At 62.8% G+C, this 25,344-nt stretch carries 21 protein-coding genes; 14 read left to right on the top strand and 7 right to left on the bottom strand.

Features of this window, described 5'->3' with window-relative positions; genetic code table 11:
• The first annotated feature begins 9 nt into the window (after positions 1–9).
• The 5 genes from fadA to ABOA88_RS12750 all read left to right on the top strand — a co-directional run bounded on the left by fadA (position 10) and on the right by ABOA88_RS12750 (position 5,155).
• Entirely contained in the window at positions 10–1,185 is a 1,176-nt protein-coding gene (gene fadA, locus ABOA88_RS12770; RefSeq protein ID WP_196169885.1) for an acetyl-CoA C-acyltransferase FadA, read from the top strand.
• Positions 1,186–1,263: 78 nt separating this feature from the next.
• Positions 1,264–1,515 (top strand): DUF1653 domain-containing protein, encoded by a 252-nt coding sequence (locus tag ABOA88_RS12765; RefSeq protein ID WP_196164198.1) that lies wholly within the window; start codon positions 1,264–1,266, stop codon positions 1,513–1,515.
• 100 nt (positions 1,516–1,615) lie between these two features.
• Entirely contained in the window at positions 1,616–4,225 is a 2,610-nt protein-coding gene (gene topA / locus ABOA88_RS12760; protein WP_196169884.1) for a type I DNA topoisomerase, read from the top strand.
• Positions 4,226–4,348: 123 nt separating this feature from the next.
• Positions 4,349–4,870: a DUF6586 family protein gene (locus ABOA88_RS12755; protein WP_367851659.1), complete on the top strand. Its 522-nt coding sequence runs from the start codon at positions 4,349–4,351 to the stop codon at positions 4,868–4,870.
• Positions 4,871–4,921: 51 nt separating this feature from the next.
• Complete coding sequence (locus tag ABOA88_RS12750) at positions 4,922–5,155, top strand: hypothetical protein (RefSeq protein ID WP_043215749.1); 234 nt, start codon at positions 4,922–4,924, stop codon at positions 5,153–5,155.
• 51 nt (positions 5,156–5,206) lie between these two features.
• On the opposite strand, the gene sulA is transcribed toward ABOA88_RS12750, so the two are convergent.
• Together sulA and lexA are read right to left on the bottom strand one after the other, a co-directional pair.
• On the bottom strand, positions 5,207–5,695 hold the full coding sequence (gene sulA, locus ABOA88_RS12745; RefSeq protein ID WP_196169882.1) for an SOS-induced cell division inhibitor SulA: 489 nt from the start codon (positions 5,693–5,695) through the stop codon (positions 5,207–5,209).
• Positions 5,696–5,708: 13 nt separating this feature from the next.
• The gene (lexA, locus tag ABOA88_RS12740) at positions 5,709–6,317 is read right to left on the bottom strand and encodes a transcriptional repressor LexA (protein WP_196169881.1); all 609 of its coding nucleotides are present in this window, start codon (positions 6,315–6,317) and stop codon (positions 5,709–5,711) included.
• Between the two features lie 241 nt (positions 6,318–6,558).
• On the opposite strand from lexA, the gene ABOA88_RS12735 reads away from it, so the two are divergent.
• The 3 genes from ABOA88_RS12735 to nagZ are packed head-to-tail and all read left to right on the top strand — an operon-like array spanning position 6,559 to position 8,858.
• The gene (locus tag ABOA88_RS12735; RefSeq protein ID WP_196169880.1) at positions 6,559–7,272 is read left to right on the top strand and encodes a TetR/AcrR family transcriptional regulator; all 714 of its coding nucleotides are present in this window, start codon (positions 6,559–6,561) and stop codon (positions 7,270–7,272) included.
• Positions 7,273–7,311: 39 nt separating this feature from the next.
• On the top strand, positions 7,312–7,836 hold the full coding sequence (locus tag ABOA88_RS12730; protein ID WP_367851658.1) for a L,D-transpeptidase family protein: 525 nt from the start codon (positions 7,312–7,314) through the stop codon (positions 7,834–7,836).
• 23 nt (positions 7,837–7,859) lie between these two features.
• Complete coding sequence (gene nagZ, locus ABOA88_RS12725; RefSeq protein ID WP_196169976.1) at positions 7,860–8,858, top strand: beta-N-acetylhexosaminidase; 999 nt, start codon at positions 7,860–7,862, stop codon at positions 8,856–8,858.
• A 58-nt stretch (positions 8,859–8,916) separates the two neighbouring features.
• Here nagZ and ABOA88_RS12720 read toward each other — a convergent pair whose 3' ends face one another.
• From ABOA88_RS12720 to mfd, 3 genes are read right to left on the bottom strand one after another with little or no spacing between them, the layout of a single operon-like run.
• Positions 8,917–12,231, bottom strand: a complete 3,315-nt coding sequence (locus ABOA88_RS12720) for a DEAD/DEAH box helicase (RefSeq protein WP_196169878.1) — start codon at positions 12,229–12,231, stop codon at positions 8,917–8,919.
• Position 12,232: 1 nt separating this feature from the next.
• Positions 12,233–12,805: a peptidoglycan binding protein CsiV gene (locus ABOA88_RS12715; RefSeq protein ID WP_196169877.1), complete on the bottom strand. Its 573-nt coding sequence runs from the start codon at positions 12,803–12,805 to the stop codon at positions 12,233–12,235.
• Between the two features lie 9 nt (positions 12,806–12,814).
• Positions 12,815–16,264 carry a transcription-repair coupling factor gene (gene mfd, locus ABOA88_RS12710; protein WP_367851657.1) on the bottom strand — a complete coding sequence of 1,150 codons (3,450 nt, stop codon included), beginning with the start codon at positions 16,262–16,264 and terminating at the stop codon, positions 12,815–12,817.
• A 167-nt stretch (positions 16,265–16,431) separates the two neighbouring features.
• Between mfd and ABOA88_RS12705 the strand changes: the two genes are divergently transcribed.
• The 3 genes from ABOA88_RS12705 to sthA all read left to right on the top strand — a co-directional run bounded on the left by ABOA88_RS12705 (position 16,432) and on the right by sthA (position 20,612).
• Positions 16,432–17,895 carry a glyceraldehyde-3-phosphate dehydrogenase gene (locus ABOA88_RS12705; protein ID WP_196169875.1) on the top strand — a complete coding sequence of 488 codons (1,464 nt, stop codon included), beginning with the start codon at positions 16,432–16,434 and terminating at the stop codon, positions 17,893–17,895.
• 121 nt (positions 17,896–18,016) lie between these two features.
• On the top strand, positions 18,017–19,015 hold the full coding sequence (locus ABOA88_RS12700) for an FAD:protein FMN transferase (protein ID WP_367851656.1): 999 nt from the start codon (positions 18,017–18,019) through the stop codon (positions 19,013–19,015).
• 202 nt (positions 19,016–19,217) lie between these two features.
• Positions 19,218–20,612, top strand: a complete 1,395-nt coding sequence (gene sthA / locus ABOA88_RS12695) for a Si-specific NAD(P)(+) transhydrogenase (RefSeq protein ID WP_196169873.1) — start codon at positions 19,218–19,220, stop codon at positions 20,610–20,612.
• 42 nt (positions 20,613–20,654) lie between these two features.
• Here the strand turns inward: sthA and ABOA88_RS12690 are convergent, their stop codons facing one another.
• Together ABOA88_RS12690 and ABOA88_RS12685 are read right to left on the bottom strand one after the other, a co-directional pair.
• Positions 20,655–21,377: a glycerophosphodiester phosphodiesterase gene (locus ABOA88_RS12690; RefSeq protein WP_070571030.1), complete on the bottom strand. Its 723-nt coding sequence runs from the start codon at positions 21,375–21,377 to the stop codon at positions 20,655–20,657.
• A 31-nt stretch (positions 21,378–21,408) separates the two neighbouring features.
• On the bottom strand, positions 21,409–21,993 hold the full coding sequence (locus ABOA88_RS12685; protein ID WP_367851655.1) for a PilZ domain-containing protein: 585 nt from the start codon (positions 21,991–21,993) through the stop codon (positions 21,409–21,411).
• A 93-nt stretch (positions 21,994–22,086) separates the two neighbouring features.
• Here ABOA88_RS12685 and ABOA88_RS12680 point away from each other — a divergent pair, with 93 nt between their 5' ends.
• From ABOA88_RS12680 to ABOA88_RS12670, 3 genes are all read left to right on the top strand, one after another.
• Positions 22,087–23,337: a lipoprotein-releasing ABC transporter permease subunit gene (locus tag ABOA88_RS12680; RefSeq protein WP_367851654.1), complete on the top strand. Its 1,251-nt coding sequence runs from the start codon at positions 22,087–22,089 to the stop codon at positions 23,335–23,337.
• Positions 23,330–24,025, top strand: a complete 696-nt coding sequence (gene lolD / locus ABOA88_RS12675) for a lipoprotein-releasing ABC transporter ATP-binding protein LolD (RefSeq protein WP_437437095.1) — start codon at positions 23,330–23,332, stop codon at positions 24,023–24,025. Before ABOA88_RS12680 ends, lolD begins: the two co-directional genes overlap by 8 nt.
• Positions 24,026–24,086: 61 nt before the next feature.
• Positions 24,087–25,331 (top strand): lipoprotein-releasing ABC transporter permease subunit, encoded by a 1,245-nt coding sequence (locus tag ABOA88_RS12670; protein WP_196169871.1) that lies wholly within the window; start codon positions 24,087–24,089, stop codon positions 25,329–25,331.
• Positions 25,332–25,344 lie beyond the last annotated feature (13 nt).

Genomic DNA, 25,344 nt, shown 5'->3' with positions numbered 1-25,344 from the left:
AGTATTGATATGAGCCTGAATCCAAGAGACGTGGTGATTGTCGACTTCGGTCGCACGCCGATGGGTCGTTCCAAAGGTGGCATGCACCGTAACACCCGTGCCGAGGATATGTCCGCGCACCTGATCAGCAAGCTGCTGGAGCGCAATGACAAGGTCGATCCGAAGGAAGTCGAGGACGTGATCTGGGGCTGCGTCAACCAGACCCTGGAGCAGGGCTGGAACATCGCCCGCATGGCGTCGCTGATGACCCAGATCCCGCACACCTCCGCTGCCCAGACCGTGAGTCGCCTGTGCGGCTCTTCGATGAGCGCGCTGCACACCGCCGCCCAGGCGATCATGACTGGTAACGGTGATGTGTTCGTCATCGGTGGTGTCGAGCACATGGGACACGTCAGCATGATGCATGGCGTGGATCCCAACCCGCACCTGTCCCTGCATGCCGCCAAGGCATCGGGCATGATGGGCCTGACTGCAGAGATGCTCGGCAAGATGCATGGCATCACCCGTGAGCAGCAAGACCTGTTCGGCCTGCGCTCGCACCAGCTTGCCCACCAGGCGACGGTCGAAGGCAACTTCAAGGACGAAATCATCCCGATGCAGGGCTATGATGAGAACGGATTCCTGAAGGTCTTCGACTACGATGAGACCATCCGCCCGGAAACCACCCTCGAAGGCCTGGCATCGCTCAAGCCGGCGTTTAACCCGAAAGGGGGCACCGTCACCGCCGGTACTTCGTCGCAAATCACTGACGGTGCTTCGTGCATGATCGTCATGTCCGGCCAGCGTGCCATGGACCTGGGGATCCAGCCCCTGGCGGTCATCCGCGCCATGGCGGTGGCCGGCGTCGACCCGGCAATCATGGGCTACGGCCCGGTGCCGTCGACCCAGAAAGCCCTCAAGCGTGCCGGCCTGACCATGGCTGATATCGACTTCATCGAACTCAACGAAGCGTTCGCCGCACAGGCCCTGCCCGTGCTCAAGGACCTGAAAGTGCTCGACAAGATGGATGAGAAGGTTAACCTGCACGGCGGCGCCATTGCGTTGGGCCACCCGTTTGGTTGCTCGGGAGCGCGGATTTCCGGCACCCTGCTCAACGTCATGAAGCAAAAAGGCGGCACCCTCGGCGTCGCCACCATGTGTGTCGGCCTGGGCCAAGGCATCACCACGGTCTTCGAACGCGTCTGATCGCGTTGTCGACAGCAACCGGGGCCTTGTGCCCCGGTTTTTGTTTTTTACAGGATTTGTTTCAAGAGGGTGGGCGACATGCAGATACAACCCGGTGTGTACCGGCATTACAAAGGGCCTGAGTACCGTGTGTTCGGCGTTGCGCGGCACTCCGAGACCGAAGAGTGGGTCGTGTTCTACCAGGCGTTGTATGGCGAATTCGGGCTCTGGGTGAGGCCGTTGTCGATGTTCCTGGAGTCTGTCGAGGTTGACGGCGAGCAGGTGCCACGCTTTGCTTTGGTCAAGGCCGAAGAGGGGCGGTTCGAGCAGCCTGGTGTAGCGGACGGCTGAACCTGGGCGCTTGACCTCACCCTGTTGCCACTATATATAGCGGTGCCGCGTCTGGCACCTGACGCGTTTTTCATCTTCAGATTCAGGAATACTCCGATCCATGGGCAAATCGCTGGTCATTGTGGAATCCCCGGCCAAGGCCAAGACCATCAACAAGTACTTGGGCAGCCAGTACGTGGTGAAGTCGAGTATCGGCCATATCCGAGACCTCCCCACCAGCGGTTCGGCCAGCGCCACCAAGGAACCGGCGGCCAAGCGCGGTAAGACCGCGTCCGAGGCCCCCGCGCTGTCGCCGAAGGAGAAGGCTCGCCGCCAACTGGTTGCCCGCATGGGTGTTGACCCGGAAGCTGGCTGGAAAGCCAAGTATGAAATCCTGCCTGGCAAGGAAAAGGTCATCGACGAACTGCGTCGCCTGGCCAAGGATGCCGACACCATCTATCTCGCAACCGACTTGGACCGCGAAGGGGAAGCCATCGCCTGGCACCTGCGCGAGGCCATCGGTGGTGATGACAGCCGCTACAAGCGTGTGGTGTTCAACGAAATCACCAAGAAGGCGATTCAGGAGGCCTTCTCCCAGCCGGGCGAGCTGGACATCGATCGGGTCAACGCCCAGCAGGCGCGCCGCTTCCTCGACCGCGTGGTCGGTTACATGGTCTCACCGTTGCTGTGGGCCAAGATCGCCCGTGGCCTGTCCGCCGGTCGGGTGCAGTCGGTGGCCGTGAAGCTGGTAGTGGAACGTGAGCGCGAAATCCGGGCCTTCAATCCCGAAGAATACTGGGAGGTGCACGCTGACCTAGGGACCGCCAAGAATGCCAAGGTGCGTTTCGAAGTGGCGCGCGAGAAGGGCGAAGCCTTCAAACCGTTGAATGAAGCCCAGGCCATGGCGGCGCTTGAGAAGCTCAAGGCTTCCAGCTACAGCGTGGCCAAGCGCGAAGACCGCCCGACCAGCAGCAAGCCGTCGGCACCGTTCATTACCTCGACCCTGCAACAGGCGGCGAGCAACCGCCTGGGCTTTGGTGTGAAGAAAACCATGATGATGGCCCAGCGTCTCTACGAGGCGGGCTACATCACCTATATGCGTACCGACTCGACCAACCTGTCGGTCGATGCCCTGGATATGGCGCGTAGCTACATCGAGCGTGAGTTCGGCAAACAGTACCTGCCGGAAAAACCGGTGGTATATGGCAGCAAGGAGGGCGCCCAGGAGGCGCACGAGGCGATTCGCCCCTCTGATGTCAACACTCATCCGACCAAGCTCAGTGGCATGGAACGTGATGCCGAGCGCCTGTACGAGTTGATCTGGCGCCAGTTCCTGGCGTGCCAAATGCCACCTGCGCAATACCTGTCCACCAGCGTCACGGTCAATGCCGGTGACTTCGAGCTGCGTGCCAAGGGCCGCATCCTCAAGTTCGACGGTTATACCCGTGTACTGCCTCAGCAGAGCAAGCCGGGCGAAGATGACGTGTTGCCGGAAATGGCCCAGGGCGAGTCGCTAAAGCTCATCCAGCTCGACCCGAGCCAGCACTTCACCAAGCCGCCGGCGCGCTACACCGAAGCCAGCCTGGTCAAGGAGATGGAGAAGCGCGGGATCGGTCGACCATCGACCTACGCGGCAATCATCTCCACCATCCAGGACCGCGGTTATGTGACTTTGCACAACCGCCGCTTCTACTCCGAAAAGATGGGCGACATCGTCACCGAGCGTCTGTCGGAGAGCTTCTCCAATCTCATGGACTACGGTTTTACCGCTGGCATGGAGGAGAACCTCGATGACGTCGCCCAGGGCGAGCGCGACTGGAAGAACGTTCTGGACGAGTTCTATGGCGATTTCAGCAAGAAGCTGCTGACTGCCGAATCCGCCGAGAACGGCATGCGTGCCAACCAGCCGACCCTGACCAACATCCCCTGCAAGGAATGTGGTCGACCCATGATGATCCGTACCGCTTCCACGGGCGTGTTCCTGGGGTGCTCGGGATACAGCCTGCCACCCAAGGAGCGTTGCAAGGCCACCGTGAACCTCGTACCGGGTGATGAAATCGCTGCCGACGATGAAGGTGAGTCCGAGTCCCTGGTCCTGCGTGGCAAGCACCGTTGCCCGATCTGTTCCACGGCGATGGATGCCTATCTGCTGGATGAAAAGCACAAGCTGCACATCTGCGGCAACAACCCGGACTGTGCCGGTTACGAGATCGAGCAGGGCAGCTACCGCATCAAGGGCTATGAAGGGCCGAGCCTGGAATGCGACAAGTGTGGTAGCGAGATGCAGCTCAAGACTGGCCGTTTCGGCAAGTTCTTCGGTTGCACCAATCCTGCGTGCAAGAACACCCGTAAGTTGCTCAAGAGCGGTGAGGCAGCGCCACCGAAGATGGACAAGGTGGACATGCCCGAGCTCAAGTGCGAGAAGGTCGACGACACTTACGTGCTGCGCGACGGCGCCTCGGGGCTGTTCCTGGCTGCCAGCCAGTTCCCGAAGAACCGAGAAACGCGCGCGCCGCTGGTGCTGGAGATCATCCCGCACAAGCACGAGATCGATCCGAAGTACCACTTCTTGTGCGATGCCCCGCAGAAAGATCCCGACGGGCGTCCGGCGGTGATTCGCTATAGTCGCAAGACGAAGGAGCAGTACGTGCAGTCCGAGGTCGACGGCAAGCCGACCGGCTGGAAGGCATTCTTTGATGGCAACGCCTGGAAAATCGAAGACAAGCGCTGATCCAAAGTGCTGAAAAGTGGGCCGCAAAGCGGCCCTTGTCTTTGGTGACATTGAGCTTGCGGCGGGGCGGGGCAATCCCTGACACTGGGATATCGCCTTGCAGCCTCAGGGAGGCCACTGAAGATGGCCCAGGAACTCTACACTCGTACCAACCAAAAACTCTTCTTCGCCGGGCTTGCCCTGGAGTCCATGGCCAAGGCTGAAAGTAGCCAGGCGATGAATGCCCAAGGCTTGATACAGGCGGAGCGTGAGTCTGCACTGTTTCACTTGTATGGCGCTTTACTGGGGCTGTGCCATGAAATCGCAGGTTTCTACCGCTTGCCCCAGGCTGCGGCGTCGCGGGTAGAGCTGTTGCTCAACGACGAGGCGCTGGACGGCATTGCCATTCCTGAAGTGGCCGAGCTGCTGGAGCTGGTACGTCAGCCAGAAACCTGGCTTGCCCAGTTGCTGCGCGCTTATATCGATTTGTTCCGACCGCCGGTCGCCAAAAAAGCCCCGAAAACTGATGTCACCCAGCCGCTGATCCAGGCCGTCAATCTGGACGAGCCCGAGCAACCAGCGCTTTCCCGGCAAGAGCTGGAAAGCTGGCGGGCCAACCTCAAGGACGTGGTTCGACGCTTTCGTGACGCGTTGAGTGAGTGCTGATAGCGCTGGCGGCTGGTACAATAATCGCCTTTCGTGAAAAGCAGGCCCTATATGTCAACGTCCTTTCTAGAAATTGTCGAGTTGCCCGATGGCCGGATCGAGCTGCGCCGCGCCGAGGACGAGGGTTCCCTGGTGACCCTGGACTTCTCCGAGGACGCCAAGGCGTTCCTGCAGGGCCAGCATGTCGAAGTGGCCAAGGCCATGTTGAGCGTGGGTGTGCAGATGGCAGGTCGCCTGGTAGAGGGCGATTTCGAGCGTGACGAAGGACCGCGCGTTCTGCACTAAGCACCGCGCTTCTGGTTCAGGGACTGGATTGATACAGGCAAAGCCTGAACATCAGCCGAGGCGGATGTTCAGGCTTTGTGCGTTTCCGGTGTTGGCAGCGCGTATCAATTGCTGGCGTGCGTTGGCGTTGACGTTGCCAAGCCAGCTGACGACGGTGTGACTGTGGCCCAGGCGTAGTGCTTCACACGCCAGTTGCAAGGCGCTCTGGTTGGCGCCTGGTTGCAACAGCAGGATACGTTCGCGGTTCAGGCCGGCATCACGCAGCCAGGCTTGGGTCAGGCTGGTGGGTGGTGCGATGAGGGTCAGCCAGCGTGTTTCGTCCTCTTCGCTCAGTTCGCGCAGGATAGGGGCCAGCAGGCCCTGGCAATGACCGGGAGCGCCGCGCAGAGACAGTTCGCTGAACAACTCCGGCGGGGTGCCCTTGCGCGGTTGCTCACCGGCAGTGTCTCTGGGCTTGAGGCCTGGCAGCGCAGGTTGGGCCAGAAAGGCCTCGAACAGCGGCAGTTGGGCTTGCTGAGGTGCGTGGATGAACTGCTGCATGACGCCTCCTGGATCAGCGGCGAATGACGCCGACGCTCAAGCCCTCGATCACCAGTTCCTGTTCTTTCAGGTCGACTTCGATGGGGGCGAATTCGGGATTTTCGGCGATCAACCAGACCTTGCTGCCCTCGCGCTTGAAGCGCTTGACGGTCACTTCGTCACCGATGCGGGCGACCACGACCTGGCCATTGCGGGCCTCCCGGCAGGTATGGACCGCCAGTAGATCGCCGTCGAAGATGCCGATGTCCTTCATGCTCATGCCGTGGACACGCAGCAGATAGTCGGCGCGAGGATGGAAGAAGGCTGGGTTGATGTTGCAGGATTCTTCGATGTGTTGCTCGGCGAGGATCGGTGCGCCGGCGGCGACCCGGCCGATGATCGGCAGGCTGCTCTCTTCGGCCTTGGCCTCAAGCCCTGGTATACGAATGCCACGGGAGGCGCCCGGGGTCATTTCGATCGCGCCCTTGCGGGCGAGCGCCTTGAGGTGCTCCTCGGCGGCATTGGGTGATTTGAACCCAAGCTCCTGAGCGATTTCCGCGCGGGTCGGCGGAAAGCCGTTGTCTTCCAGGCAGCGTTTGATGAAGGCCAGGATTTCAGCTTGGCGTGGCGTCAGTTTAAGCATGGCAAGCGCTCTGTCTTTTTATACAGTGACTGGAATTATATACAGTGGCTGGCCAGCTGCAAGCACTGTGGGCCGAGAAAACACGTCATTGCGTTGTGCATTTGAGTGAAGCCTGCGCCAACCGTGGCTTGCAGCGAACGGTTCAACGCTGTGGTTAAATAGCGACTGGCGGGTCACGCGGCTTGACAGATGAAGGCTTGAAACGTATGTTTCAAACAACTGTTTGTCAGGCGGAGTAGTCATGGCCCAATCGGAAACCGTTGAACGCATTCTCGATGCTGCAGAGCAGCTGTTTGCGGAGAGGGGGTTCGCGGAAACCTCGTTGCGGCTGATCACCAGCAAGGCTGGGGTCAACCTGGCGGCGGTGAACTACCATTTCGGTTCCAAGAAAGCTCTGATCCAGGCGGTCTTCTCGCGGTTTCTCGGCCCGTTCTGCTCCAGCCTCGAACGTGAGCTGGATCGTCGTCAGGCGCGCCCCGAGCCCAAGCCTAGCCTAGAGGAGTTGCTCGAGATGCTGGTCGAGCAAGCGCTGGCCGTGCAGCCCCGCAGCAACAACGACCTGTCGATCTTCATGCGCCTGCTTGGCCTTGCCTTCAGCCAGAGCCAAGGTCACCTGCGTCGATACCTCGAAGACATGTATGGCAAGGTGTTCCGCCGCTACATGCTGCTGGTCAATGAAGCCGCGCCACGTATCCCGCCGCTGGAGCTGTTCTGGCGCGTGCACTTCATGCTTGGGGCTGCCGCTTTCAGCATGTCGGGCATCAAGGCGCTGCGGGCCATCGCCGAAACCGACTTTGGCATCAATACCTCGATTGAGCAGGTGATGCGCCTGATGGTGCCGTTCCTCGCCGCCGGCATGCGTGCCGACAGTGGGGTCACTGATCCGGCCATGGCCACCGCGCAACTGCGTCCGCGCAGCAAGAGCGGTACCGCGCCAGCGCCAGCCAAGGCCTGACACTGTGCGCTAAGAGGCGCTTGGGCTAAGCTAGCGCCCATGCCTGACCTCGACTTTCTGCATATCTCTCTTGCCGACCAGCGCCTCTACGGATTCACCCGTGGGGCACTGCGCGTGCGCCTGGAGGTGTCCACGGCGCGAAACGGTGCTGGGGAGCTCAATGGCTCCGGCTGTACGCCGCGAGGCCTTCACCAGGTTCGCGCTAGGATCGGTGCCGGCTTGCCGCAGGGCGCTGTACTGCGCAGCCGGCGCTGGACGGGCGAGGTCTGGTCCCTGGCGCTGCATGAGCAGTTTCCCGGGCGCGACTGGATCCTCAGCCGCATCCTCTGGCTCAGTGGTTGCGAACCTGGGCTCAATCGGCTTGGCAAGGTCGACACCTTTCGCCGCTACATCTACCTGCACGGTACGCCGGACACTGAACCTATGGGCATCCCGTTGTCCCATGGTTGCATACGTCTTAGGAACAGCGACTTGATAGCGTTGTTCGACCGGGTACCGGACCATTGCGCGGTGCGGATCGACGAGTCCGCCTGCCCGCACTGGGGCGTGCTGCCCCTCCCATGAAGGAATCCAATATGACTGCCCGCCTGCAAGGCTCCCTGATGGTGGATATCGCCGGTAAATGGCTGACCGCCGAAGACCGTCATCTCCTGCGCCAGCCCGAAGTGGCCGGCCTGATCATTTTCGCCCGCAACATCGACAGCCCTCGCCAGGTGCGTGAGCTGTGCGCCTCCATCCGCGCTGTGCGCCCCGACCTCATCCTGGCCGTCGATCAGGAGGGTGGGCGGGTTCAACGCCTGCGCCAGGGGTTCGTGCGTCTACCGGCCATGCGTGCGATCGCCGACAATGCCAACGCCCAATACCTGGCCGAGCAGTGTGGTTGGCTGATGGCGACCGAAGTGCTGGCTGTAGGCCTTGACCTGAGCTTCGCCCCGGTACTTGACCTAGATCATCAGCGCAGCGCCGTGGTCGGCAGCCGTGCCTTTGAGGGCGATCCGGCGCGCGCCACGCAACTGGCCGGGGCGTTCATCCGCGGCATGAATGCCGCAGGCATGGCTGCCTGTGGCAAGCACTTCCCGGGGCATGGCTGGGCGGAAGCCGACTCTCACGTGGCCATACCCACGGATGAGCGCAGCCTCGAGCAACTGCGCCAGGCGGACCTGGTGCCTTTCACCCAGCTCAGCGGCCAATTGGCGGCCGTGATGCCTGCGCATGTGATCTACCCGCAGATCGATAACCAGCCAGCCGGGTTCTCGCGTCGCTGGCTGCAGGACATCCTGCGGGGGGAGATGGGGTTCGAGGGGGTGATTTTCAGTGACGACCTGTCCATGGCCGGTGCCCATGTGGTGGGTGATGCCGCCAACCGGATCGAGGCGGCCCTGAGCGCTGGTTGCGACATGGGGTTGGTGTGCAATGACCGGGCAGCGGCGGAGCTGGCACTGAGCGCGGCCCAGCGGCTGAAGGTCAAGCCATCGCCGCGGATCGCGAAGATGCGTGGACGTGGCTTTGCCCGCACCGATTACCGGCAGCAGCCGCGTTGGCTGGAGGCGCTGGGTGCCTTGAAGGAAGCGCAATTGGTCGATTGATCTGGCATGTCTTGAATTCGGCGCGATCTGGTGGAGCGACGAAACCGTCCTCCACAGATCAGCGACTGCGCTTGCCAGGCAGTGGCGCAAACAGTGCCTCGATCTCCTCATCGCCCAAACGCCATTGGCCGGCCGATCCGCCGTCGAGCAGGCCGGCTGCCAGGGCGGCTTTCTCCTGCTGCAACTGCTGGATCTTTTCTTCCACCGTGCCTCGGGTGATCAGCTTGAACACAAACACCGGCTTGTCTTGGCCAATGCGATAGGCGCGGTCGGTGGCCTGGCTCTCGCTGGCCGGATTCCACCACGGGTCGTAGTGGATCACCGTGTCCGCAGCAGTCAGGTTCAGGCCAGTGCCGCCGGCCTTGAGGCTGATCAGGAATACCTCGCTTTCGCCGCCCTGAAACTGCTGCACAGGGGTGCGTCGGTCACGGGTGTCCCCGGTCAGCAGGCTGTAGCGGACATTGCGCTTGGCAAGTTCGGTCTCGATCAAGGCAAGCATCGAGGTGAATTGGGAGAACAGCAACACCCGGCGTCCCTCGCTGAGCAACTCCTCAAGCATGTCCATCAGGCTGCCGAGCTTGCCCTTGTCGGCCTGGTTGCCTTTGGCCTCCACGCCCTTGACCAGGCGAAGGTCGCAGCACACCTGGCGCAGCTTGAGCAAGGCGTCGAGGATGACGATCTGGCTGCGCGCCGCCCCATTGCGGGCTATCTCGTCACGGACTTTCTTGTCCATGGCCACGCGCACGGCTTCGTAGGTGTCGCGCTGGGCATCGCTGAGCTCGACCCAGTGGATCATCTCGGTTTTGGCCGGCAGTTCGGTGGCCACCTGTTCCTTGGTCCGGCGCAGCAGGAATGGGCGGATGCGACTGGCCAGGTGCGCCATGCGTTCGGTGTCGCCGTGGCGTTCGATCGGCGTGCGATAGTCCTGGTTGAAGCGCTTCAGGTCGCCCAGCCAGCCCGGCATCAAGAAGTGGAACAGCGACCACAGCTCGCCCAGGTTGTTCTCCATCGGGGTGCCGGTCAGGCACAGGCGCTGGCCTGCCTTCAGATCGCAGACAGCTTGGGCTGCCTTGCTGGTGCTGCTCTTGATGTTCTGCGCCTCGTCGAGAATCAGGAGGCTCCAGTGCACGGCACGCAGGTGTTCCAGGTCCCGCGGGAGCAGGGCGTAGGTGGTCAGGATCACATCGTAGTCGTGCAGCGCGGTGAAATGCTTGCTGCGGCCCGGGCCATGCAGTGCCAGGACGCGAAGTGCGGGAGCGAAGCGTTGGGCTTCATCGAGCCAGTTGGGCACAAGGCTCGTCGGCATCACCACCAGGGCGGGTTGCTCCAGGCGTGCGCTTTGTTTTTCAAGCAGCAGGTGGGCGAGGGTCTGCAGGGTCTTGCCCAGGCCCATGTCGTCGCCCAGGATGCCGCCGGTGCCCATTTCGCGCAGGGCTTGCAGCCAGTTCAGGCCTTGCTGCTGGTAGGGGCGCAGCTCGGCCTTGAGCCCCTTGGGCGGCTCGATCTGCAAATCACGCGCATCGCGCAGCCGGCGGCCCAGGTCGCGCACATGCTCGCCGCCTTCCCAGTGCAGGGGCAGGTGCTCGATATCGTTCAGTCGCGCCGCATCGGCACGCTCCAAGCGCAGGGATGGGCCGACAGCATCCTCATGCAGGTAGAGCTCGCCGAGAGTTCCCATCACCGCCTTGATGCGGCCGTAGGGCAGGGCGACACGCAAGGCAGGGCTGTCCTGGCGGCCCCGGTTGAGGTCGATGAGCAGGTGTTCATCGTCGCTGCGGCGGGCCAGTTCGCTGGCGCGCAGCAGTTCAGGACTGCTACGCAGCAATTGCAGCACGATCGGTAGCAGGCTGTGGCGTTGCCCGTCGACCACGATACCCAGCTCCAGGTCGAACCATTCATGGCCTGGCGCTTCTTCGACGGTGGCGTACCAGTCGTCCACCTCCTGCAAATCGAAGGCGAAATCCCGAGGGATGTCGATCTCCCAGCCAGCCTGGCGCAGTTTGGGCAGACCTTCGCGGGCAAAGCGCAGCCAGGCCTCATCGTCGGGTAGCTGGAGCATCTCGCCCGCGCTGTCCGGCAGGGCTTTGCTCTGTCGGGTGGCGGGCTTGAAGCCCAGCTCGCGCAGGGTCTGGCGGAAGGCTTGCTCGGCCTTGGGCTGGCGACGGATGCGCTGGCTGGTTTCGCCTACCAGGCGACTCAGGGGCTTTTCGTCGATGCCGCTGGCGAGCAGGCCGTCATAACTGAATGCCAGCGCGGCGCGATGCTGCATCTGGCGCTGCATGCGCCCGGTCTTGGGCATGTAGGCGCTGAACTCCAGGCTGCCCAGGGTCAGGTGCGGACGTGGCTGGATGTCGTCGTGCTCTTCGCTACGCACGGCAGTAGGGGTAGGGACTTGGCGGTTCAAGGCGTTCAGACGGTGACTCAAAGGGACAACCAGGTGCTCGGGTACGATGGGCGCGCGTGCCAGCTGGCTGGCGATGAACGGGTCCAAGTTATGCCGCAGCCTGCCGGTTTGGTGGGTCTGCGGATTGACGTAGTACAGCGGGTCGAGCGGCAGGACCTGCAGCGGTGTGTCGCTGTCGTGATGCCAGGCGCCCCGGTAGGCGCCGTCCTCCAGTCGGACCCAGCGAAACTCGGCGGCCTGATCCGGGCCTGGAGTCAGCGGTTCCTGCTGCTGGTCGAACAGCAGGCGACCGCTCGCCAATGCATATTCGAGGAGTTCGGAGCCCTTTTTGCCCTCCAGGCGGGTTACCGGCGAGACGACGTTGCTGTTCTGGGCGCTGATCAGGCGCAGCAATCGCGCATCGGCTTCGGTCACATAGCGTGGCGTGTAGTAGATCATTTCCGGCAGCGAGGTGATCCTGCCCAGCTTCAGTGTGCCGTCGCTCTGGCGTGTGCCTTTTATGGCCTCCAGGCGACATTGCGCCTGGTTCAGGCTGATCTGGTAGTAGATGGCCGGCCCTTTGCGCGAAGGGCTTGGATCGGCCGGCGCAGACTCGGGCGTTTCCAGTGCCTTGACCCACTGGTTCAGCTCCGGGGGAAGGGACAGCCCGTCGCTGGCGTCATGATCATCGAGGGAGGCCTGCAAATGGAAAAGCGTCGCAGCGCAATGTTTGCAGTTGACGCCCACAGGACAGCTGCAGCGGCCCAGTACCCGAAGCCTGCCAGCGTTCGGCTCGAGAAGGATCTTCTGAGTGTAGCGCTGGCCTGCCGAGCCCAGGCAGGCGGCCTCTATCGTTCTGTCATGGATCGAAAGCGTTTTTGTCCGGCCCTGCGCAGCGTAGTTCTGTCCACGGGTGAGCGCTCCGTCGTCGAAGTCCGCCTTCCAGCTTTCATCGCGCTGAAGCAGGTGCCGCACATCGCTCTCGCTCACCTCACTGCTCCATCATCTCCGGATCCATCACCGGCATCTTGCGCATGCCTGCGGGGGTCACCTTCAGCAGCACGGCAAGGTGCCCGCCGTCGAGGAAGGTCAGTTGGTTGCCTTTCATGTTGCTGTTGCTCTGCTTGAACTGCTCGCTGCGCACCACGGCACCATTGCCATCGAGCTGGTTCACCCAGAAGTTGGCCTGCACGGCGATGAAGCGGCCATCGGCGATGCTCAGGTTGCCCTCGATGGGGAAATGGCCGAACTGCTCCTGGCCAGCTCCCAGGGCAATACGGCTCGGTTCGCTGCCCACTTCCTGCTGCCAGGCCTTGTGCATCAGCACGGTGTAGTCGGCGGTGGCTTGCAAGCGGGTGACTTCATCTTCCAGCGCCAGGGGGCGCTCGGCGCCCTTGTCCAGGCGGGGGGCGCCGGCGCTCCAGTCTTCGGGGGCGAACGGGCTGGTTACCGCAGGCACGGCATTCTGCCGCACCAGGATCATTTCCACCTGATAAAGGCCTTCGGCGAAGGCGGCCGGCGCGAACAGCGTCAGCATCAAGGTCAGGCAACGAATGGCACGCATGGATCTTCCTTAGGCAGACTGTGGGGTCAGGCGCTCGAACAGCGCCTCCAGGGTGTTGAAACGTTCATCGGGGCGCTCCATCGGCACGAGGAAGCGGAACTGCGTGGCGCCCTCGAACTTATAGCGCTTGGGCTGGCCCTGGATCAGCTTGATCAGGGTCAGCGGGTCGACCGGGGTTTCGGCCTCGAACTCGAGCTTGCCGCCATTGGGGCCCGCGTCGACTTTCTTGATGCCGAGCTTTTCCGCCTGCAGCTTGAGCTGGGTCAGGCGCATCAGGTTCTTGGTCGGTTCGGGCAGCAGGCCGAAGCGGTCGATCATCTCCACTTGCAGGTCCTTGAGGCCCTCTTCGTCGGCGGCCGAGGCGATGCGTTTGTAGAGAATCAGGCGCGCATGCACGTCCGGCAGATAGTCCTCGGGAATCAGCGCCGGTAGGCGCAGGTTGATCTCCGGGCCGCCACCAAGCGGTTGCTCGAGGTTCGGCTGGGTGCCCTTGCGGATGGCCTTGACGGCGCGCTCGAGCATTTCCATGTAGAGGGTGAAGCCCACTGCCTGGATCTGCCCGCTCTGGCCTTCGCCGAGCAGCTCGCCGGCGCCGCGAATCTCCAGGTCGTTGGTGGCCAGCACGAAACCTGCACCCAGGTCCTGGGTATTGGCGATGGCTTCCAGGCGTTTCTCGGCATCGGCGCTGATCTGCTGGCGGGGCGGGGTCAGCAGGTAGGCGTAGGCCTGGTGGTGGCTGCGTCCGACCCGGCCGCGCAACTGGTGCAACTGGGCCAGGCCGAACTTGTCGGCACGCTCGATGACGATGGTGTTGGCACTGGGCACGTCGATACCCGTCTCGATGATGGTCGAGGCCACCAGCACGTTGAAGCGCTTGTGGTAGAAGTCGCTCATCACCTGCTCGAGTTCGCGCTCGCGCATCTGGCCGTGGCCGATGCCGATACGTGCCTCGGGTACCAGTTCGGCCAGCTCGGCGGCGCATTTCTCGATGCTCTTGACGTCGTTGTGCAGGTAGTACACCTGGCCGCCACGCAGCAATTCACGTAGCAACGCCTCTTTGACCGTGCTCTTGTTCTGCTCCATGACGAAGGTGCGCACCGACAGGCGTCGCGCCGGCGGGGTGGCGATGATCGACAGGTCCCGCATGCCCGACACGGCCATGTTGAGGGTGCGCGGGATGGGGGTGGCGGTCAGGGTAAGGATGTCTACCTCGCTGCGCAGGGCCTTGAGCTGTTCCTTCTGGCGCACACCGAAACGGTGCTCCTCATCGATGATCACCAGGCCCAGGTCCTTGAAGCGCACATCGTCCTGCAGCAGCTTGTGGGTGCCGATGAGGATGTCGATCTTGCCTTCGGCCAGGTCCGCGGCGGCGGCGCTGACTTCTTTGGCCGACTTGAAGCGGCTCATCACCTCGACGGTCACCGGCCAGTCGGCGAAACGGTCGCGGAAACTGTTGTAGTGCTGCTGGGCGAGCAGGGTGGTGGGCACCAATACTGCCACCTGGCGGCCACTGTGCACGGCAATGAAGGCCGCACGCATGGCCACTTCGGTCTTGCCGAAGCCGACGTCGCCGCACACCAGGCGGTCCATCGGCTTGCCGGCGAGCATGTCGGCGCGCACTGCCTCGATGGCCGATTGCTGGTCGGGGGTTTCCTCGAACGGGAAACCGGCGCTGAAGGTGGCGTAGTCTGCGGCCGGATCGGCGAATGCATGGCCCTTGCGGGCGGCGCGCCGAGCATAAATGTCGAGCAGTTCGGCGGCCACGTCGCGGACTTGCTCGGCGGCCTTGCGCTTGGCCTTTTGCCAGGCTTCGGAGCCAAGGCGGTGCAGCGGGGCCAGGGCATCGTCGCTGCCGGTGTAGCGGGCGATCAGGTGCAGGTTGGCCACCGGTACGTAGAGCTTGGCGCCCTCGGCGTATTCCAGGGTGAGGAATTCGGCGGCCTGGCCTTCGATTTCCAGGGTGGCCAGGCCCAGGTAGCGCCCTACACCATGGTCGATGTGCACCACCGGCGCACCTTCGCGCAGTTCGGTGAGGTTCTTGATGACGGCGTCGTTGGCCGCCTCACCACGTTTTTCACGGCGCCGGCGCTGCATCACGCGCTGGCCGAACAATGGGCTCTCGGCGATCAGGGCCAGGCCTGGGTCATCCAGCAGCAGGCCGTCGTCGAGTGGGGCGATGGTGATCGCCAGGCGGTCCTTGCCGGTGACGAAGTCAGACCAGCCTTCGACGGTCTGAGGGCGCAGCTTCAAGCGCTCGAGCAGTTCCAGCAGCACTTCGCGGCGGCCCGCCGATTCGGCGGTGAACAACACGCGCCCAGGGAACTGTTCAAGGAAATTCGACAGCTCCGCCAGGGGCTGGTTGGCCTTGGCTTCGATCGCCAGGTTCGGCAGGGCGCGCGCCGGAAACCGCAGACGACCCGCGCCGGTTTCGATCTCATCGCTGCTGACCACGACCCGGGGCCACTGCTTGAGCTGGGCGAAGCAGTCCTCGACCGGCAGGAACAGCTCGGCCGGCGGCAGCAGGGGGCGGGTCAGGTCGCCGCGGCGCTCTTCGTAGCGCCCGCGCACATCGTTCCAGAAATGCTCGGCAGCCTGTTCGACACCAGGCAGGGAGAACACCTGGGTGTCGGTGGGCAGGTAGTCGAAGAGGGTCGAGGTTTCTTCGAAGAACAGCGGCAGGTAGTACTCGATACCGGCGGGAATGATGCCGCTGGTCAGGTCCTGGAAGATCGCGCTGCGTCGGAAGTCCACGTCGAAGCGCTCACGAAAGCGCGCCTTGAAGCGGGTGACCTCGTCCTTCTGCATCGGGAACTCGCGGGCCGGCAGCAGGCGGACCGAGTCGACCTTGTCGATCGAGCGCTGGGTCTCGGGGTCGAAGGTGCGCAGGGTTTCGATCTCATCGTCGAACAGGTCGATCCGGTAGGGCAGCTTGCTGCCCATGGGGAACAGGTCGATCAGGGCGCCGCGTACGGCGAACTCGCCATGCTCGTAGACCGTGTCGACGCAACGGTAGCCGCTGGCTTCCAGGCGCGTGCGCATCTGTTCGACATCGATCGTCTGGCCCACGTCCAGCACCAGGCTGCTGCCCAGCAGGAAGCGGGTCGGGGCCAGGCGGTGCAGGGCGGTGGTGATCGGCACCACGAGGATGCCGTGATCGAGCTCAGGCAGCCGATAGAGGCTGGCGATGCGCTGGGAAATGATGTCCTGGTGGGGCGAGAACAGGTCGTAGGGCAGGGTTTCCCAATCGGGGAATGGCAGTACCGGCAGGTCGGGCGCGAAGAAGCGTAGCTCCTGTTCCAGGCGGTCGGCAGCCTGGCTGTCGGCGGTCAACAGCAGGGTGAAGCGACCAGCGCTGCTGGCGGCTTCGGCGATGGCCAGGCTCAGGGCGGCCCCGGGCAGGTTTCCCCAGGTTTGTTTGCCGGCCGTGGCCGATAATTGCGGTAGGCGCAGAACTGACACGGGAGACTGGACTCCAAGCGTTGCGGCAAAGAGGACGATTGTACCGGTGCCGGTGCGCGCTGTCAGGCTCGGAAGGGCTTGGCGACGGGCTCGAGCGGCGGCGACAGGCGCTCATTGCCCGATACGTCGAGGGGCGTCATAATGTAGCCCCTTTTTTCTCCCCCTACATGTGGAAGGTTCCCGTGACTCAGAAGCCCGACCAGTGTCTTGGTGAGTGGATCGATCGTGAAGCCCTGGCTGAAGCGATGATCCCGCTTATCGGTCAGCTCTACCGCAACAATAACGTGGTGAGCTCGATCTATGGCCGCAGCCTGATCAATCGTTCGGTTATCTCGATCCTCAAAGCCCACCGCTTTGCCCGTCACCGTCAGGCCGACGAAACCGAGCTGTCCGTCCACGAGACATTCCCCCTGCTCAAGGCCATGAGCGAGCTGAAACTGGGCGCCGCTTCGGTCGACCTGGGCAAGCTGGCCAACAAGTTCAAGCAGGAAGGCAACGGCCGCAGCGTCGAGCAGTTCGTGCGTGAAGAACTGGCCGATGTCGTCGGTCAGCAGAACCTGGCCGCCCGCAAGGGCACCGATGTCGTCCTGTACGGCTTCGGTCGCATCGGCCGCCTGCTGGCGCGTATCCTGATCGAGAAGACCGGTGGTGGCGACGGCCTGCGCCTGCGTGCCATCGTCGTGCGCAAGGGCGCCGAGAACGACCTGACCAAGCGCGCCAGCCTGCTGCGTCGCGACTCGGTACATGGTCCGTTCGACGGCACCATCGTCATCGACGAAGAGCACAACACCATCACTGCCAACGGCAACCTGATCCAGGTGATCTACTCCAACGATCCGGCCTCGATCGACTACACCCAATACGGCATCGACAATGCCCTGCTGGTGGACAACACCGGTAAATGGCGTGACGCCGAAGGCCTGGGTCAGCACCTCAAGTGCCCTGGCATCAACCGCGTTATCCTCACCGCTCCGGGCAAAGGCGCACTGAAGAACATCGTTCACGGCATCAACCATGGCGAAATCAGCGCCGATGACAAGATCATCTCCGCTGCGTCCTGCACCACCAACGCCATCGTGCCGGTGCTCAAGGCCGTCAACGACCAGTACGGCATCATCAATGGCCACGTCGAAACCGTTCACTCGTTCACCAACGACCAGAACCTGATCGACAACTTCCACAAGGGCAGCCGTCGTGGCCGCGCCGCGCCGTTGAACATGGTCATCACCGAGACCGGCGCAGCCACCGCTGCCGCCAAGGCTCTGCCTGTGCTCAAGGGCAAGCTGACCGGCAACGCCATTCGCGTGCCGACGCCGAACGTCTCGATGGCCATCCTCAACCTGAACCTGGAAAAGGCCACCAATCGCGACGAGATCAACGAGTACCTGCGCCAGACCGCCATGCACTCGGAGCTGCACAAGCAGATTGACTACGTCAGCTCTCAGGAAGTGGTCTCCACCGACTTCGTGGGCTCGCGCCACGCCGGTGTGGTCGACGCAGAAGCGACCATCTGCAACGACAACCGCGTTGTCCTGTACGTCTGGTACGACAACGAGTTCGGTTACAGCTGCCAGGTGGTGCGTGTGATGGAAGAGATGGCTGGTGTGAACCCGCCAGCGTTTCCACGCTGATCCGCTTGTAATGCGTTGAAGAAACGGGAACCTTCGGGTTCCCGTTTTTTTATGCCGTATGCGGACCTATTCATGGGTAAGCCTGCGAAGAGGTCGGTACGGCCAGTCGAGAAACTTGAAATTGCGTAAAGGTCTTCTGCTCACCCTCATGTTCCTGGCTGGCTGCGACCAGGCTCCGAGCCTGGAGCGCTTTGGCGGCCCGACCATGGGCAGCAGCTACAGCGTCCAGTATGTCCGCGAGCCAGGTGGGCCGTCGCGCCTCGAGGCGCAGGAGGCCGTGGAAGCGATCCTGCGCGATATCGACGAGCACTATTCAACCTACCGTGGCGATTCTGCGGTCAGCCGCTTCAACCAGTTGCAGGCAGGCCAATGCCAGGCGCTGGGAAAGGACATGCTGGCGCTGGTCGGGTTTGGTCAGCAACTGGCCGAACAAAGCCAGGGCGCTTTCGACCTGACCGTCGAGCCACTGCTCGATCTTTGGGGCTTCGGTCCTCAGGCGCGCCAGGAGCAGGTGCCTGACCCGCTGCAACTGGCCCAGGCCCGTCAGCGCGTCGGCTACCGTCACTTGCGTATCGACGGCGACGCCCTGTGCAAGGACGCCCCAGTAGAACTGGACTTCAACAGTATCGCCGCAGGCCATGCCGTGGACCTGATCGCCGAACGCCTGGGGGCGATGGGAGTCGCAAGCTTTCTTGTCGAAGCCACGGGCGAGCTCAAGGCTGTGGGTCGCAAGCCCGATGGCAGTCCGTGGCGAGTGGCCCTGGAACTGCCGCGCGAAGACCGTCAGGTTGCCCGCCAAGTCATCGCTGTGGATGGCCTGGCTGTATCGACCTCGGGTGACTATCGGCATTATTTCAAGGACAATGGCCGGCGCTATTCGCACACCTTCGATGCCCGCCTGGGGCGGCCGGTCGAGCATGACCTCGCTGCTGTCACCGTGCTCGATGCCTCGGCGCTCCAAGCCGATGGCTACTCGACCCTGTTGTTGATCCTGGGGCCGGAACGAGGCTGGGACTTTGCTGTTGCCCACGGGATTGCCGCGGTGCTGGTGACGCGGGCCGAGGGTGGCTTCGTCTCCCGTATTACGCCTGCGTTCGAGCAGGCACTGAAAGGCGAGTGAAAGCGCAAGCACGGATGATTGTCGCCAGGGAACCGGTGAATGACATGTAGTGCAGGCAAAATTGGCCTACGACGCGACCAAGGGTTAATGTGCGCGGCGTTCACGCTTGATTAGACTGCACCCGAATTTTCTCATGGCGCCCCGGCGACATGATCGTGCCCCGCGGCCATCCGGTCGGCGGGCCAGTTCTGAAGGAGTACGCATGGCTGTCTACAACTACGACGTAGTGGTGCTGGGTTCCGGCCCGGCCGGAGAAGGTGCGGCAATGAATGCCGCCAAAGCAGGACGCAAGGTGGCCATGGTCGACAGTCGTCGCCAGGTCGGCGGCAACTGCACCCACTTGGGCACCATCCCGTCCAAGGCCCTGCGTCACTCGGTGCGCCAGATCATGCAGTTCAACACCAACCCGATGTTCCGCGCCATCGGTGAGCCACGCTGGTTCTCCTTCCCCGATGTGCTCAAGAGCGCCGAGAAGGTGATCTCCAAGCAAGTGGCCTCGCGCACCGGCTACTACGCGCGCAACCGCGTCGACGTATTCGTCGGCACCGGCAGCTTCGCCGATGAGCAGACCGTCGAAGTGGTGTGCTCCAATGGCGTGGTCGAGAAACTGGTCGCCAAGCACATCATCATCGCCACCGGCTCGCGTCCGTACCGTCCGGCCGACATCGACTTCCACCATCCGCGCGTCTACGACAGCGACACCATCCTCAGCCTGAGCCATACCCCGCGCAAGCTGATCGTCTATGGCGCTGGCGTGATCGGTTGCGAGTACGCCTCCATCTTCAGTGGCCTGGGCGTGCTGGTCGAGCTGGTGGACAACCGCGGCCAGTTGCTGAGCTTCCTGGATTCGGAAATCTCCCAGGCACTGAGCTACCACTTCAGCAACAACAACATCACCGTACGCCACAACGAGGAGTACGAGCGGGTCGAAGGCTTGGACAACGGTGTGATCCTGCACCTGAAGTCGGGCAAGAAGATCAAGGCCGATGCCTTGCTGTGGTGCAACGGCCGTACCGGCAACACCGACAAGCTGGGCCTGGAGAACATCGGTATCAAGGTCAACAGCCGCGGCCAGATCGAGGTCGACGAGGCCTACCGCACCAGCGTGCCGAACATCTATGGTGCCGGTGATGTGATCGGCTGGCCGAGCCTGGCCAGCGCTGCCCACGACCAGGGTCGCTCCGCCGCTGGCAGCATCGTCGACAATGGCAGCTGGCGTTTCGTCGATGACGTGCCGACCGGCATCTACACCATTCCGGAGATCAGCTCGATCGGCAAGAACGAGCAGGAGCTGACCCAGGCCAAGGTGCCGTATGAAGTGGGCAAGGCCTTCTTCAAGAGCATGGCCCGTGCCCAGATCGCCGGCGAGCCCCAGGGCATGCTGAAGATCCTGTTCCACCGCGAGACCCTGGAAATCCTGGGTGTGCACTGCTTCGGCTACCAGGCCTCGGAGATCGTCCACATCGGCCAGGCGATCATGAACCAGCCCGGTGAGCAGAACAATCTGAAGTACTTCGTCAACACCACCTTCAACTACCCGACCATGGCCGAAGCCTATCGGGTAGCAGCCTACGACGGCCTGAACCGGCTTTTTTGAGCGGCTCCGGCCGGTGGCCTGAGCCGGTCGGGGAGTCCGGGTTCAGCCCTTCCCAAGGGTGGTCATGGCCAAACCGGGAAAGTCTGTAATCAGGCTGTCTACGCCAAAGTCAGCGAGCCGGCGCATCAGCGCCGGTTCGTTGACCGTCCACACCGATACGTGCAACCCCTGGCGCTGTGCCTTTAGCAGGCGCTCGGGCGTGCACAGTGTCCAGTTCAAGGCCAGCATCTGGCAGCCATAGTTCTGGGCCACCTTCAGCGGGTCGAGCCAGGCATACTCGGCGACCAGCCCGCGAGACACATCCGGCACCAGTTCCAGCGCGGCGCCAAGCACTTCCCGGGAACTGGAGGTGATGGTGATCTTGTCCAGCAGGCCGTACTGCTGCGCCAGCTCGCGAATCGCCAGCACGGTACTGGCGGCGCGGGTGCGCGAGGCGCTCTTGACCTCCAGTTGCCAATGCGCGAAAGCGCACTTCTCGAACAGTTCTTCCAGGCGTGGAATGGGACAGGGCTGCACCCAGCCCGGGCCGCCCTTGCGTGCATCGTAGGTGACCAGCTCAGCGGCAGTGTGCTCGACCACCTTGCCGCGTCGGCCGGTGGTGCGCTTGAGCGTCGGGTCGTGGATCACCATCAGCTCGTTGTCGGCCGACAGGTGCAGGTCCAGTTCGCAGCGATCGACGCCATGAGACAAGCACTGGCGGAAGCTGTTCAGGGTGTTCTCGGGCGCTTCGCCCTTGGCGCCGCGATGGCCATAGATCAGGGTCACGTTCGTTCCTTCAGGTCAAAATGGAAAAGGCTCAGGAGGCGGGGTCGTTCTGTTCCAGCGCCTGGCGTCGTTGCTGTTGTTGGCGCTGCAGGATGTACCGGGCCAGCAGTTGGCGCTGGGCGTCGGTCATGTCGATGAATTCGGTGCCGACCTCGTGATTGCCTTCTGGGCGTGGGTCGCAGTGGGTGACCCGCGCGCGCAGCAGCAGGCCGAGGGCACGGGGCATGAGGATCATCTTCACTGCCAGTCGCGTACCTGGGGGGATGGGCGTTGCGTGGGCGAACTCGATGCCGCCTTCGGAGAGGATTACCCGCCGGGGCTTGCCGATTTCACCCAGCAGGGTCTGGGCGAGCACCGCGCTTAGCAGGTCGATGCGTTTGTTCTGTACCCGCAGGAAGGCGGCGAGGGGGCGGTCCTTCTCGCTCAACTGGCGCATCAGGTGCTGGGACTCGAAGTCGGCCAGGTGCAGTTCGCTGAGCAGGTTGAACAGCGGTGAAGCATCCTGCAACAGGTCTGTCTCCTGGCCTTGGGCCGTGTCCAAGGCGTTGATTTCAAGTGCGATACTGTCTTCGATGCGGTAGTATTCGCGGCGATCTTCTTCGTCTAGTGTCGTCATGGCGAACCCATGGTTACGGCGGTGGTCCGAGTGTAAAGCCGCTGCAGGCGCCCTGCCACAAGGACGTTCCCTTTCATCCGAACAAGCCCCGACATGTTCAGACCTCTTTTCGTATTCATTGGCACCCGCTACACCCGTGCCAAGCGTCGCAACCACTTCGTCTCGTTCATTTCGCTGACTTCGATGATCGGCCTCGCCCTTGGCGTGGTGGTGATGATCGTGGTGCTGTCGGTCATGAACGGCTTCGACCACGAGATGCGTACCCGCGTGCTGGGCATGATCCCCCATGCCACGCTCGAAACCGGCCAGCCGCTGGACAACTGGTCGGGCCTTGCCCAACAAGTAAAGCAGAATCCACAGGTGCTGGCGGTCGCGCCCTTCACGCAGATGCAGGGGTTGCTGACTCATGACGGCAAGGTGCAGAAGGTGCTGCTCAACGGCATCGACCCTGCGCAGGAGCGGCAGGTGTCCATCATCGAGAACTTCGTCTTGGAGGGCAGCCTCGACAGGTTGGCGCCGGGCGAATGGGGCATCATGATCGGTGACAAGGCCGCGGCCAAGCTGGGCGTGGGCATCGGCGACAAGCTGACCTTCGTCGCCCCGGAGGTCAGCGTGACCCCGGCGGGCATGTTCCCGCGCATGAAGCGCTTCACCGTGGTCGGCACCTTCCACGTTGGCGCCGGCGAAATCGATGGTTACCTGGGCCTGACCAACATCAGCGACCTTTCGCGCCTGCACCGCTGGAAGGCCGATCAGGTCCAAGGCCTGCGCCTGAAGTTCGACGACCTGTTCCAGGCCCCGCGTGTGGCCTGGGATATCGCCCAACGCCTGGGCGAGCAGGAGTTCTACACCCGCGACTGGACTCGCAGCCACGGTAACCTGTACCAGGCCATCCGCATGGAGAAGGCCATGATCGGCCTGTTGCTGCTGCTGATCGTGGCAGTGGCGGCGTTCAACATCATTTCCACTCTGGTGATGGTGGTCAACGACAAGCGTGGCGACATCGCCATCCTGCGTACCCTTGGCGCCACGCCGGGGCAGATCATGGCCATCTTCATGGTCCAGGGGACGGTGATCGGCGTGGTCGGTACGTTGATCGGTGCCGTTGTCGGCATCGTCGCCGCACTCAATGTCAGTGCGGTGATCGCCGGCATCGAGAAGCTGATCGGGCACAAGTTCCTGAACGCGGATGTGTACTTCATCGATTACCTGCCGTCGCAGATCATGGCCGAGGACGTGTGGATGGTCTGCGGTGCGGCGTTGGTCCTGAGTTTCTTCGCCACCCTGTATCCGGCCTGGCGTGCGGCCCGCACCCAGCCAGCAGAGGCGCTACGTTATGAGTGAGTCGCGCATGAATAAAGCCGTACTGAGCTGCCGCAACCTGGGCAAGTCCTACGAGGAAGGGCCGGAGTCGGTGAAGGTGCTGTCCGGGTTGAACCTGGAGCTGCATGCAGGTGAGCGGGTGGCCATCGTCGGCAGCTCCGGCTCCGGCAAGAGTACCTTGCTCAACCTGCTCGGCGGCCTCGACACCCCGACCCAGGGCAGTGTCTGGCTCGCGGGCGAGGAACTGTCTGCCCTTGGCGAGCGCTCCCGTGGCCTGCTACGCAACCGTGCGCTGGGCTTCGTCTACCAGTTCCACCACCTGCTGCCGGAGTTCACCGCCCTTGAGAACGCCTGCATGCCGCTGCTGATCGGCCGCACGCCGATCCCCGAAGCGCGTGAGCGCGCCGAGGCCCTGCTCAAGCGGGTGGGCCTGGGTCATCGTCTGAATCACAAGCCGGCCGAACTTTCCGGTGGCGAGCGCCAGCGCGTGGCAATCGCCCGTGCCCTGGTCAACCGCCCGGGCCTGGTGATGCTCGACGAGCCCACCGGCAACCTCGATCACCACACCGCCCTTGGTATCCAGGAATTGATGCAGGAGCTGTCCAGCGCTTCGCAGACGGCGTTCCTGGTGGTGACCCACGACTTGAACCTGGCGCGCCAGATGGACCGCGTGCTGCACCTGGAAGACGGCCGTTTGGTGCCGATCTGAGTCGATTGCACGGCGCGGCACAGGCTGCGCCGTAACCTTTTTTCATTGGGTGTTCTCGTACATGTTCAGACCCTTGCCCTTGTTCATCGGTGCTCGCTACACCCGTGCCAAGCGCCGCAACCAATTCATCTCGTTCATCTCCATGACCTCGATGATCGGCCTGTCCTTGGGCGTGCTGGCGATGATCGTGGTGCTGTCGGTGATGAACGGTTTCCAGCGTGAGATGAGCTCGCGCATCCTGGGGCTGGTCCCTCACGCCAGCATCCTGGGTGTGCAGCCGCTGGATGACTGGCGCAAGGTGGCCGACGCGGCGCTGAAGAATCCGGCCGTGGTGGCAGCTGCGCCCATCACGGAAATGGAAGGCATGTTGTCCTATAAGGGGGCGATGCAGCCGATCCAAGTCAGTGGCATCGACCCGGCCGAGGAGGGCAAGGTCTCCATCGTCGGTCAGCATATCGTTCAAGGGCGCCTGCAGGACCTGGTCCCCGGCGAGTATGGCGTGGTCATCGGTGAGCTGACCGCACGGCGTTTTCGTCTCAATACCGGCGACAAACTGACGCTTATCGTCCCTGAAATCAGCAAGGCCCCCGGCGGCATCACACCGCGTATGCAGCGCCTGACCGTGGTCGGCATCTTCAAGGTAGGCGCCGAGCTCGACGGTTCCCAGGCCTACATCCATGTTGCCGATGCCGGCGACATGCAGCGCTGGGCGCCGGGCAGCGTGCAGGGGGTGCGTCTGAAACTGCACGACCTGTACGCTGCACCCCAGGTGTCCAAGGCAATCGCCACGGGTCTGGGCGATGCCTATCGCGCCGATGACTGGTCCCACACCCAGGGCAGCCTGTTCAGTGCCATGAAGATGGAAAAGACCATGATCGGCCTGTTGCTGATGATGATCATCGCAGTGGCGGCATTCAACATCATCGCCACCTTGGTAATGGTGGTGAATGACAAGGGTTCGGACATTGCCATCCTGCGCACCATCGGTGCGACGCCTGCGCAGATCATGGGGACCTTCATGGTTCAAGGCTCGCTGATCGGTATCGTTGGTACCTTGGTCGGTGGCGTGCTCGGCGTGATCGCGGCCTTCAATGTCAGCCAGATCGTGGGCTGGCTGGAGCGGATCAGTGGGCAGCACATCTTCACGTCCGACGTGTACTTCATCAGCAGCCTGCCCTCTGACCTGCAATGGGGAGATGTGGCGATCATCTGCACCGCAGGGTTGGTCATGAGCTTCCTGGCAACCCTTTATCCGGCGTATCGGGCTTCCCAGGTGGAGCCGGCGATGGCACTGCGTTACGAGTGATCTGAAGGGGCCA

It is taken from the genome of Pseudomonas sp. PKS (assembly GCF_051913525.1).
In the GTDB taxonomy this organism is placed as follows: domain Bacteria; phylum Pseudomonadota; class Gammaproteobacteria; order Pseudomonadales; family Pseudomonadaceae; genus Aquipseudomonas; species Aquipseudomonas guariconensis_D.
Note: the sequence above shows the minus strand (reverse complement) of the source record. Positions and strands in the feature narration are given on the sequence as shown.